This is a genomic window from Noviherbaspirillum malthae, from assembly GCF_015352985.1.
Classification (GTDB): Bacteria; Pseudomonadota; Gammaproteobacteria; order Burkholderiales; family Burkholderiaceae_D; genus Noviherbaspirillum; species Noviherbaspirillum malthae.
Genome location: NZ_JACYXF010000001.1, coordinates 764,857 through 775,305 on the forward strand (window position 1 = coordinate 764,857; position 10,449 = coordinate 775,305).

Genomic DNA, 10,449 nt, shown 5'->3' on the forward strand with positions numbered 1-10,449 from the left:
TCCGACAAGATTGGCGTATTCCGCAAACCGATGCAGCGGTGTAACTTAACGTCCCAGCAGGCAGCGCATGACGGTGGGCGACGGCTCCAGCGGATTGGCATGGCTGTATTCAAGTTCGGGCGCCATTTCGAAGCCAAAGGCTGCATACAGGTCCAGGAGGCGTTCCTGGTCGGCACGTACGCCCAGCCTGAGTTCGGTCACATCGGTGGCCTGCGCCTGATGGATGACCGCCTCGAGCAGATGCTGGGACAGATGCTCGCCGCGGAACCTGGGCAGGACGCCCATGCGGCGGATTTCCCAGACATCCGGTTCGCTGTCCAGCGGCACCCAGCGTACCGAGCCGATCGGCTGGTCTTCCCGAAGGAGGATGAATCCGCCGCCGTGCTGCAGATCCTGGCGTACGCGCACGGCGGTTTCCCGATGTCCGCTGGATGTCACGACGACCTTGCCTGACCACGCTGCGCGCGTCAGGTCGGCGATCAGTTGCGAATCATCCAGCGTTGCTTCACGAACAACAACGTTCATAGCAGTAGTGTTGAAAGGAGAGGGGGCTCCAACAGTTTAGTCTCTTAGCGTACCCGCATGCCCGGCTCGGCGCCCGGCCATGGATTGAGCACATAAATGCCCGGATTGGCCTTCTCGTCCGCGGACGAGGCGGCCAGCACCATGCCTTCCGAAATGCCGAACTTCATTTTCCTCGGCGCGAGATTGGCTACCATCACGGTCAGCTTTCCTACCAGATCTTCAGGCTGATAGGACGACTTGATGCCGGAAAACACGTTGCGCATGCGTCCTTCACCCACATCCAGGGTGAGGCGCAGGAGCTTGTCCGACCCCTCGACATGTTCGCAGTTGACGATTTTCGCGATACGCAAGTCTATCTTGGCAAAGTCGTCGATCTTGATTTCCGGCGCAAGCTCTTCGATCCCGCTGCCTTCACCGGCCGTCTTTGCGTCGTCAGGTGCCGGCGCGCCTGCTGCCGGCGCCGGCATGTCGAACAGGGCATCCAGCATCTTTGGATCGACGCGCTGCATCAAATGTTCAAACGTGCCGATCGCTGACGGGCTGTTCTGCAGGTCGGCCCAGGTCAGTTCGCGTTCGATGCCGAACAGCGTGGAGACCTTGCGGGCCAGCGACGGCAGAATCGGTGCGAGATAGACGGACAGGTTGAAGAAGGCGCGCAGCAGGTTGCTGCAGACTTCCTGCAGTTCCTGGTTGTTGGCCGGATCCTTCGCCAGCTCCCAGGGCTTCTTGGTATCCACATACTGGTTGACTTCATCGGCCAGCGCCATGACGAGGCGGATGGCCTTGCCGTACTCGCGCGCTTCGAAAGCTTCGCGGATCGCCGGTTCCTCGACCGCAAAGCGCGGACTCCAGGTGATCTGCGGGCTCAGTTCGCCGCCGAAACGCTTGGTGATGAAGCCGGCCGCGCGGCTGGCGATGTTGACGTACTTGCCGATCAGGTCGGAATTGACGCGGGCGACGAAGTCTTCCGGATTGAAATCCACGTCTTCCACCTTGGCATTGAGCTTGGCGGCAATGTAGTAGCGCAGCCATTCCGGATTCATGCCAATGTCGAGATAGCGCAGCGGAGAAATGCCGGTGCCGCGCGACTTGGACATCTTTTCGCCGCTGACGGTGATGAAGCCGTGCACGAAGACGTTGGTCGGCACCTTCAGGCCGGAAAACTTCAGCATCGCCGGCCAGAACAGGGTATGGAAGTAGATGATGTCCTTGCCGATGAAGTGATACTGCTCGGTCGTCGGGTCGTTCATAAAGGCCGCATAGTCGCGGCCGGTCTTGTCGAAGTAGTTTTTCAGCGAGGCAAGATAGCCGACCGGCGCATCCAGCCAGACATAGAAATACTTGCCCGGCGCATCCGGGATTTCGATGCCGAAATAGGGCGCATCGCGGCTGATGTCCCAGTCGCCCAGGCCTTCCTCGCCTTCCAGCCATTCCTTGGCCTTGTTGATGACTTCCGGCTGCAGGCGGTTCGGTTCCTGGGTCCATTCACGCAGGAAACTCACGCATTTCGGATCCGACAGCTGGAAGAAATAATGCTCGGACGATTTCAGGATCGGCGTGGCGCCGGACAGCGTCGAATAGGGGTTCTTCAGGTCGGTCGGCGCATAGACGGCGCTGCACACCTCGCAGGAATCGCCGTACTGGTCCTTGGCGCCGCACTTCGGACACTCGCCCTTGATATAGCGGTCCGGCAGGAACATGTTCTTGACCGGGTCGAAGAACTGCTCGATGGTCTTGGTGGTGATCAGCTTGGCGTCGTCGCGCAGGCGGCGGTAGATGTCCTGCGACAACTCGTGGTTTTCCCTGGCGTCGGTGGAGTGCCAGTTGTCGAAGCTGATGTGGAAGCCGTCGAGATACTGCTTGCGGCCAGCCGCGATATTGGCGACGAATTCCTGCGGCGTGATGCCGGCCTTTTCCGCCGCGATCATGATCGGCGCGCCGTGCGCATCGTCGGCGCCGACGAAATGCACCTCGTTGCCTTGCATGCGCTGAAACCTGACCCAGATGTCGGCCTGGATATATTCCATGATGTGGCCGATATGGAACGCGCCATTGGCGTACGGCAGGGCGGTGGTGACAAACAGCTTGCGGGGCGGTGTGGTGCTCATTTGGCAATGCTTATCGAAGTAAAACTGCCATTCTAGCAGTGCGGAGGCGCTTGCCGCAGCGGGATGGCCGACAGAATGCCCGCGGCCGGTCCGGGAGGCGAGCAGCGCAGGTGTGGACGCTCCTTGTCGACAAGGTAAAATAGCGCATCTTTCATCCATCACGGCTTTGGCGACCCAAGGCCGTTTTTATTTGCCATGACTGTCCGCACCCGATTTGCTCCCAGCCCGACCGGCTATCTTCACCTCGGCGGCGCACGCACCGCGCTGTTCTCCTGGGCATATGCCCGCCATTTCGGCGGCACCTTCATCCTGAGGATCGAGGATACCGACCTCGAACGCTCGACGCCGGAAGCGGTGCAGGCGATCCTGGACGGCATGAACTGGCTCGGCCTGCATCACGACGAAGGCCCGTTCTACCAGATGAAGCGCATGGACCGCTATCGCGAAGCCGTGGCGCAGATGCTGGAGGCCGGAACCGCCTACCATTGCTACTGCACGCCGGAAGAGGTCGAGGCGATGCGCGAACGCCAGCGGGCGATCGGCGAGAAGCCGCGCTACGACGGCACCTGGCGTCCCGAACCGGGCAAGACCCTGCCTGTGATCCCGGAAGGCCGCAAGCCGGTGGTGCGCTTCAAGAATCCGCTGGACGGCGATGTGACCTGGAATGACGTGGTCAAGGGACAGATCACCATTTCGAACCGCGAACTGGACGACCTGGTGATTGCACGTCCGGACGGAACACCCACCTACAATTTCTGCGTGGCGATCGACGACTGGGACATGAAGATCACCCACGTCATCCGCGGCGACGACCATGTGAACAATACGCCGCGCCAGATCAACATCCTGCGCGCACTCGGCGCCCCCTTGCCGGAGTACGGACATGTGCCGATGATCCTCGGTGCCGACGGCGAAAAGCTTTCCAAGCGTCATGGCGCGGTCAGCGTGATGGAATATCCGGCGCAGGGTTTCCTGCCCGAGGCGATGCTCAACTACCTGGCCCGCCTCGGCTGGAGCCATGGCGATGATGAAATCTTTTCGATGGAACAATTCCGCGAGTGGTTCGACCTCGACCATCTGTCGAAGTCGCCCGCGCAATTCAATCCGGAAAAGCTTGCATGGCTGAACAACCACTATATCAAGCAGGCGGACAATGCCCGTCTCGAGGCATTGGCGCGGCCGGTGCTGGAAAGGGAAGGAGCGAAGTTCGAAGGCAATCCTCCCGTGCAGGCCGTCATTGCCCTGATGAAGGAGCGGGCCAACACGGTCAATGAACTGGCCGATGCCGCCATGCTGTTCTATCGCGAGCCGCAACCGGATCCCTCCCTCGTGACCCAGCATGTCACCGAAGCGGTGAAGCCGGCGCTGGTACAGTTTGCGGAACAGTGCAAGGCCATTGAATGGAACAAGGCTGCCATTGCCGCAGCGATGAAGGAAGTGCTTGCAGCGCACAAGCTGAAGATGCCTCAGCTGGCGATGCCCCTGCGTCTTGCCATTACAGGGCAGCTGCAGACGCCGTCCATCGATGCGGTGCTCGAGCTGTTCGGCCGGGATGTCGTGCTGTCGCGCCTGCAGAAGTTTGTCGGCTGATTTCGCGAAATTCGCAGAATTCACAAAAGGACTTACGGCTGAGAAAAAACTTTGCTATACTCTTGTTTCTTCGCGACGGGGGTATAGCTCAGCTGGGAGAGCGCTTGCATGGCATGCAAGAGGTCAGCGGTTCGATCCCGCTTACCTCCACCACGCGACAAGGTAGTACGAAGTAAAATAGGCTGCAGTACGACAGGTTTCTGTCTCCATCGTCTAGAGGCCTAGGACATCACCCTTTCACGGTGAGTACCGGGGTTCGAATCCCCGTGGAGACGCCAAGTTAAAACGCCACGCAATCGCGTGGCGTTTTTCTTTTCTGCGGCGTTTTCGTTATCCGGTTATTCAATCAGTTTGTCCTGTGGCACGAGCGGCAGGTAACATGCACGAGTTGCTCGGTCATTCTCCCTGGCGCGTCATGCCGCTCAGCTCAAGACGTTCATGAGTTCGCACATGCGGCCGGCATGGAAACACTCCTATGCAAATGTCCTCTGATAAAAGCAGCGCTGCCTCTCTCGCCCTTTTCTGCAAGGTGGTCGACAACTTCGGCGACATCGGCATTTGCTGGCGCCTTGCGCGTCAGCTGCGGCAGGAGCACGGCATTGACGTCACCTTGTGGGTGGACGATCTCCGCAGCTTCCAGCGGATTTGTCCCGCTGTCGTACTCGATGCTCGCCTGCAGCCGATCGATGGTGTGGCGGTCCGTCACTGGGATACTCAGGACGGCACATATTCGACGGGCGACATCGCCGATATCGTCATTGAATTCTTCGCATGCGATATCCCTCCCGGCTATATCGATGCAATGGCCGCATGCGAACCGCGCCCGGTCTGGCTCAATCTGGAAGGCTTGAGCGCGGAGGAGTGGGTCGAGGGTTGCCATACCCTGCCGTCGCCGCATCCGCGCCTGCCATTGACGAAGTACTTCTTTTTCCCGGGCTTCACGAGCAAGACGGGCGGTCTGCTGCATGAATCCTCGCTGGAAGAGCAGCGTGAGCGCTTCCAGTCCGATCCGGCGGCGATGTCGGCGTTTCTCGAACGGCTTGGCCTCATGCCGAAGGAGATCGGCTCGTTGAAGGCGAGCCTGTTCTGCTATCCGCACGCCCCGGTGCCGGCGCTGTTCGATACATGGCGAAGCGGCGGTGCGCCTGTCACTTGCCTGGTGCCGGAGGGCGTAGCCATCGACGCCGTGGAGGACTTCCTCGGCGAGCAGCCCGTACCCGGCGTCTCGCGCACCCGCGATGCGCTTACGGTGCGTGTCCTGCCTTTCCTGCCTCAGGAGGACTACGACAAGCTGCTATGGGCATGCGATCTCAATTTCGTCAGGGGCGAAGATTCCTTTGTCCGGGCGCAGTGGGCCGGCAAGCCTTTCATCTGGCATATTTATCCGCAGGACAAGAACCTGCATCACAAGAAATTGCGCGCCTTCCTGCAGCGGTATCAAGCCGGTATCGGAAGCATCGACAGCATTTCCGAACTGTCCCTGCGCTGGAACGGCGCATGGATTGCAGATGAAGGCGGCCGGGAAAGCTGGGCCGGGCTCTGGCGGACATTTGAAAAAGACATGCCCGGCATTGCCCGCGGAGCCGGCGACTGGCGGCGCGACATGCTTGTGCATGGCGACCTTGCTATGAATCTGCTGAAGTTCGTTCACTCCATCAGGTCTGATGCGGCGCAAAAGAAGGTATAATGCGCGGTTGATTTGGAGCCTGTGCTAAACGTTGATTTTTCGAATACACGTCTGACACGTCTCCTGAAGGCGCCGTTGGTCCCATGAGGCCGCAGATGGTTTTTATGCAATTTATTTTTTACGTATATTCTCTATGAAACCTGCAAAAGAAGTTCGCGTTGGCAATATCATCATGGTGGACGGCAAGCCTTTCATCGTACTGCGTTCCGACGTCAATGGTTCGAGCCGCACAGGCTTCACCTACAAGTGGAAGATGAAGAATCTTCTGACGAATGCTCCCCTGGAAAACGTCTTCCGCGGCGACGACAAGTTCGACGTCGTCGTCCTCGACAAGAAGCCCGTCACTTATTCGTATTTCGCCGATCCGCTGTACGTCTTCATGGATGAAGAGTACAACCAGTACGAGATCGAGGAAGAGAACCTTGGCGAAGCACTGAACTACCTGAAGGACGGCATGGAGTGCGAAGCCGTTTTCTATGACGGCAAGGCGATCTCCGTTGAATTGCCGATCACGATTGCCCGTGAAATCGTCTACTCGGAACCGGCTGTCAAGGGCAATACTTCCGGCAACGTGCTGAAGGATGCCCAGATCGAGAACGCCATCGAAGCCAAGCGTTTCACCATCCAGGTACCGCTGTTCGTCAGCCAGGGCGACGTGATCGAAATCGACACCCGCACCAACGAATACAAGCGCGTGGTTCGCAACTAAATCCGCGAGTTTGCATCGCCTGATGCAAGGCCGAAAAGAAAAACGCCGCACGGTTTCGTGCGGCTTTTTTTTTGCGGGCAGTGCTTTACCCATGTGGTACTTCGCGGTATAAACATCCGTTCCAATTCATCGAGCCGCATCCATGAAGCATTCCATTTTCATCCTGTCATTGGTTGCCGCCGCTTTGGCCGGCTGTGCGTCTTTTTCCCCTGCGCCGTCAGGGGATGCGTCTCAGCCGGCGGCTTCGGCGCAGGGCAAGCGGAATCCGGATGCAAATGGCAGCCGGGTGCAGGTTCAGGATGAGGCCGGTGCCGTTGTCGTGCAAAAGGTCGAATTCAAGTCGGGCATTTCTTCCGCTACCGTCGAGCGGCTTGCGAAAGAGCACGGCTGCGTCGGCAGCGGAGGCGCAGGCTTGATGACCGAGAAGGGCCCGGTCGAGGTCTACCGCATGCAATGCGAGAACGGCAAGACCTTCCTGGCAAGATGCGAACTGCGCCAGTGCCGCCCGATGCGCTGAGCCCGCTGAGCCAACTGCGCCTCATGAAAAAAGCCCTTCCGTCTGCGGGAAGGGCTCGGCGGTCGAAAAGCTGAACAGCGGAACAGCTTCCAGTATCTTGATTACTCTTCGTCTGCGACCTGCAGAATAAGCTTTCCGAAGTTTTTGCCTTCGAACAGCATCAGCAGGGCTTCATGGAATTTGTCCAGTCCCGACACGATGTCTTCGCGCGTCTTGAACGTGCCTTCCTTCATCCATTTGCCCATGTCGGCGACGGCAACCTGGTAGCGGTCCGCATAATCGAAGACCACCATGCCTTCCATGCGGGCGCGGTTCACGAGCAGCGACATGTAGTTGGCGGGACCCTTGACCGGCGTCGTATTGTTGTATTGCGAAATCGCGCCGCAGATGACGATGCGGGCGCGCATCGCCAGCTTGGCGAGCACGTGGTCGAGGATTTCGCCGCCCACGTTGTCGAAATAGACGTCGACACCATTGGGGCAATGTTTTTTCAAGCCGTCGCGAACCGATTCATTCTTGTAATCGATGCAGGCGTCAAAGCCGAGTTCGTTGACCACGAAATCGCATTTTTCCTTTCCGCCAGCGATGCCGACCACGCGGCAGCCCTTGTGCTTTGCGACCTGGCCGACCGTCTGGCCGACTGCGCCGGCTGCGCCCGACACGACGACGGTTTGTCCCGGCTGGGGCTGTCCGACTTCGAGCAGGCCGAAGTAGGCCGTCATGCCCGGCATGCCGAGTGCATTCAGGTATTTCGGGAGCGGCGCCATCGCCGGATCGACCTTGTGGAAAGCGCCTGCCTTGTCATCCGCTGCGCCGATCCAGTACTGCTGGACGCCGACCGTGCCGGAAACATAATCGCCGACCGCGAATTTGGGCGACTTCGATGCGATGACCTTGCCGATGCCGCCGGCGCGCATCACTTCATCGATGGCGACAGGGCGGATATACGATTTGCCTTCATTCATCCAGCCGCGCATCGCCGGGTCGAGCGAGAGATAGATGTTCTTGACAAGAATCTCGCCGTCCGCAAGTTCGCGAACCGGTTCCGACACGGATTTCCAGTCGGTCGGTTTGGGCAGGCCGACAGGGCGCGCGGCAAGGCGAATCTGCTGGTTCGTGAGGGCAGTCGTGGTCATGATGTCTCCTTTGTTTGACAGGGTGGCAGTACTATAACTCGAAATGAACGGTCGTTCTTTTTTATAAAGTGTAACAGACGAAAATCGTTTTGAACTTTCCCGCTAGCATGCTGACCAAGTGAGGAGCCGCAACATTGCTGCGGTTCAAGAGGTGGGGAGGTGGAGTCAAGGGGCTCTTTTTCCTTTAGCGCCTACGCAAGATAAGTGTTGCCTCGTTCACGACGCGATGGGAATGCCATGGCGTTCCCATGACATCGCAACCTTCACGTTCTAACCATACAGATTTTTTAGGAGTTCACATGCTTCGTTCCGAAACGCTCTTTGGCAAACGCGATGCCAACACCGGCAACTCTCCCCTGAACACTGCCAGTGGCATCGTCCCGACCGGCACGTCGGGCCTCAGCAAGACCGTTTCCACCGTTAGCGGTACATCGGCTTCCACGACATCCAATGTCGAAAACGTCAACGTCAGCAGCACCAACGAAGGCGGCAGCAAACTGATCGTCGGCCCGAATATCAAGCTCAAGGGCGTCGAGATCACCGATTGCGACACGCTCGTCGTCGAAGGCCGCGTTGAAGCCACCATCGATTCCCGCGTGATCCAGATCGCCGAGCGCGGCGCGTTCAAGGGTTCGGCCGAGATCGACATCGCCGAAATCCACGGCGAATTCGACGGCGACCTGACCGTGCGTCAGAAGCTGGTGATCTATTCGACCGGCAAAGTAACCGGCAAGGTCCGTTACGGCAAGGTTGTCATCGAAGAAGGCGGCCAACTGTCGGGCGATATCCAGGTTGGCGCCGGCGCCGCCTCCAAGAACCTGAGCGTCGCCAAGGTAGGCTGATAGCCTGAAATCAGGCGACTAGACGGGGCGCGAGAGCGCTTCCGACTTGCAGATCAAGGGCAAGCCGTCACTGCTTGGAGTACCCGCGCTGACGAACCAGTTTGCCCAGTCGGTTTGAACGGCCAGCATGTGAACGCGTTCGGTTGCGGAATGAGGCCGGCAGACTTTGCATGAGACATAACCCGGATACGCGCTGCGTTCCGGGTTTTTGTTTTGGCATCATCAATCCGGCATTCAGGAGGATGTCATCCGCCCACGCCGCGTTGGAATTGCCAAAGCCGTGCGACAATAGCGGACTTCGGTTTGTCCGCAATATCAAAACTTCATCATGACGCACCCGGAATACATCCTTACCCTGTCCTGCCCGGACCATCGCGGCATCGTGCATCGCGTATCCGGCTTTCTGGCCGAGCACGGCTGCAACATCATCGACTCCGCACAGTTCGGCGATGCGCAGTCGCAGCTGTTCTTCATGCGCGTGCATTTCGCCGCCGAGGATGCATCGGTCAGCGATGCCAAGCTGCGCGCCGACTTCGCCGTCGTGGCCGAGGAATTGAACATGAACGCTCAGCTGCATGACGCCGGCAAGAAGCCGCGCATGATGCTGATGGTGTCGAAGATCGGGCACTGCCTGAATGATCTGCTGTTCCGCTACAAGAGCGGTTTGCTGCCGGTGGAAATTCCGGCGATCGTGTCGAATCACACCGACTTCTACCAGCTCTCCGCCAGCTACAACATTCCTTTCCATCACCTGCCGCTGGCCACCGGCTCCTCGCTTGAAGCCAAGCGTGCGCAGGAAGAGAAAATCCTGGAAATCGTCAGGGCCAACAATATCGACCTCGTGGTCCTGGCGCGCTACATGCAGATCCTCTCGCCGCAGCTGTGCGAAGCGCTGAAGGGCAAGGCAATCAATATCCATCACTCTTTCCTGCCGAGCTTCAAGGGCGCAAAGCCTTACTACCAGGCACACGAGCGCGGCGTGAAACTGATCGGCGCGACTGCGCATTTCGTCACCAGCGATCTGGATGAAGGCCCGATCATCGAACAGGATGTCGAGCGGGTCGACCATTCGATGGAGCCGGATACGCTGACCGCCATCGGCCGTGATGTGGAATGCGTCGTGCTGGCGCGCGCAGTGAAGTGGTTTGTCGAGCACCGCATCCTGCTCAACGGGCACAAGACCGTCGTCTTCAAGTAAGCCGTAGTTTCTAGAACTCATTTCATAAATAGGTAGTCAACGCTCTTTTCGACATGACGGGGTTTTCATCATGACGCGAAGAGAAGAACTTACCGATGAACAATGGGCAATTCTTGAGCCGCTTATTCCGGCCCCCG

9 protein-coding genes and 2 tRNA genes are annotated in these 10,449 nt (G+C 58.7%); 8 read left to right on the forward strand and 3 right to left on the reverse strand.

Translation table 11 applies throughout. The annotated features are described in order from the left end of the window. Positions 1-45 precede the first annotated feature (45 nt). Together IGW03_RS03820 and metG are read right to left on the reverse strand one after the other, a co-directional pair. A complete protein-coding gene (locus IGW03_RS03820; RefSeq protein ID WP_194721151.1) occupies positions 46-525 on the reverse strand; it encodes a GNAT family N-acetyltransferase in 480 nt (159 codons plus the stop codon). A gap of 44 nt (positions 526-569) precedes the next feature. Continuing rightward, positions 570-2,633, reverse strand: coding sequence for a methionine--tRNA ligase (gene metG, locus IGW03_RS03825; protein WP_438943616.1), 2,064 nt, complete (start codon positions 2,631-2,633; stop codon positions 570-572). Positions 2,634-2,828: 195 nt separating this feature from the next. On the opposite strand from metG, the gene gltX reads away from it, so the two are divergent. From gltX to IGW03_RS03855, 6 genes are all read left to right on the forward strand, one after another. Beyond that, positions 2,829-4,223 (forward strand): glutamate--tRNA ligase, encoded by a 1,395-nt coding sequence (gene gltX / locus IGW03_RS03830; protein WP_194721153.1) that lies wholly within the window; start codon positions 2,829-2,831, stop codon positions 4,221-4,223. A gap of 77 nt (positions 4,224-4,300) precedes the next feature. Beyond that, positions 4,301-4,376 (forward strand) — tRNA-Ala (locus IGW03_RS03835). Between the two features lie 49 nt (positions 4,377-4,425). Next, positions 4,426-4,501: transfer RNA gene (locus tag IGW03_RS03840), tRNA-Glu, on the forward strand. A gap of 203 nt (positions 4,502-4,704) precedes the next feature. Next, entirely contained in the window at positions 4,705-5,910 is a 1,206-nt protein-coding gene (earP, locus tag IGW03_RS03845; RefSeq protein WP_194721219.1) for an elongation factor P maturation arginine rhamnosyltransferase EarP, read from the forward strand. A gap of 133 nt (positions 5,911-6,043) precedes the next feature. Then, on the forward strand, positions 6,044-6,619 hold the full coding sequence (locus tag IGW03_RS03850; protein WP_194721154.1) for an elongation factor P: 576 nt from the start codon (positions 6,044-6,046) through the stop codon (positions 6,617-6,619). A 142-nt stretch (positions 6,620-6,761) separates the two neighbouring features. Next, positions 6,762-7,136: a hypothetical protein gene (locus IGW03_RS03855; protein WP_194721155.1), complete on the forward strand. Its 375-nt coding sequence runs from the start codon at positions 6,762-6,764 to the stop codon at positions 7,134-7,136. A 101-nt stretch (positions 7,137-7,237) separates the two neighbouring features. Here the strand turns inward: IGW03_RS03855 and IGW03_RS03860 are convergent, their stop codons facing one another. After that, positions 7,238-8,272, reverse strand: a complete 1,035-nt coding sequence (locus tag IGW03_RS03860) for an NADP-dependent oxidoreductase (RefSeq protein WP_194721156.1) — start codon at positions 8,270-8,272, stop codon at positions 7,238-7,240. A 299-nt stretch (positions 8,273-8,571) separates the two neighbouring features. Between IGW03_RS03860 and IGW03_RS03865 the strand changes: the two genes are divergently transcribed. Both IGW03_RS03865 and purU read left to right on the forward strand, forming a co-directional pair. Next, a complete protein-coding gene (locus IGW03_RS03865) occupies positions 8,572-9,114 on the forward strand; it encodes a bactofilin family protein (protein ID WP_194721157.1) in 543 nt (180 codons plus the stop codon). Positions 9,115-9,442: 328 nt separating this feature from the next. Then, positions 9,443-10,312 (forward strand): formyltetrahydrofolate deformylase, encoded by an 870-nt coding sequence (gene purU, locus IGW03_RS03870; RefSeq protein ID WP_194721158.1) that lies wholly within the window; start codon positions 9,443-9,445, stop codon positions 10,310-10,312. Positions 10,313-10,449 lie beyond the last annotated feature (137 nt).

Coding starts and splice junctions, on each gene's coding strand:
- IGW03_RS03820 (WP_194721151.1), bottom strand. CDS start 525: ATGAACGTTGTTGTTCGTGAAGCAACGCTGGATGATTCGCAACTGATC.
- metG (WP_438943616.1), bottom strand. CDS start 2,633: ATGAGCACCACACCGCCCCGCAAGCTGTTTGTCACCACCGCCCTGCCG.
- gltX (WP_194721153.1), top strand. CDS start 2,829: ATGACTGTCCGCACCCGATTTGCTCCCAGCCCGACCGGCTATCTTCAC.
- earP (WP_194721219.1), top strand. CDS start 4,705: ATGTCCTCTGATAAAAGCAGCGCTGCCTCTCTCGCCCTTTTCTGCAAG.
- IGW03_RS03850 (WP_194721154.1), top strand. CDS start 6,044: ATGAAACCTGCAAAAGAAGTTCGCGTTGGCAATATCATCATGGTGGAC.
- IGW03_RS03855 (WP_194721155.1), top strand. CDS start 6,762: ATGAAGCATTCCATTTTCATCCTGTCATTGGTTGCCGCCGCTTTGGCC.
- IGW03_RS03860 (WP_194721156.1), bottom strand. CDS start 8,272: ATGACCACGACTGCCCTCACGAACCAGCAGATTCGCCTTGCCGCGCGC.
- IGW03_RS03865 (WP_194721157.1), top strand. CDS start 8,572: ATGCTTCGTTCCGAAACGCTCTTTGGCAAACGCGATGCCAACACCGGC.
- purU (WP_194721158.1), top strand. CDS start 9,443: ATGACGCACCCGGAATACATCCTTACCCTGTCCTGCCCGGACCATCGC.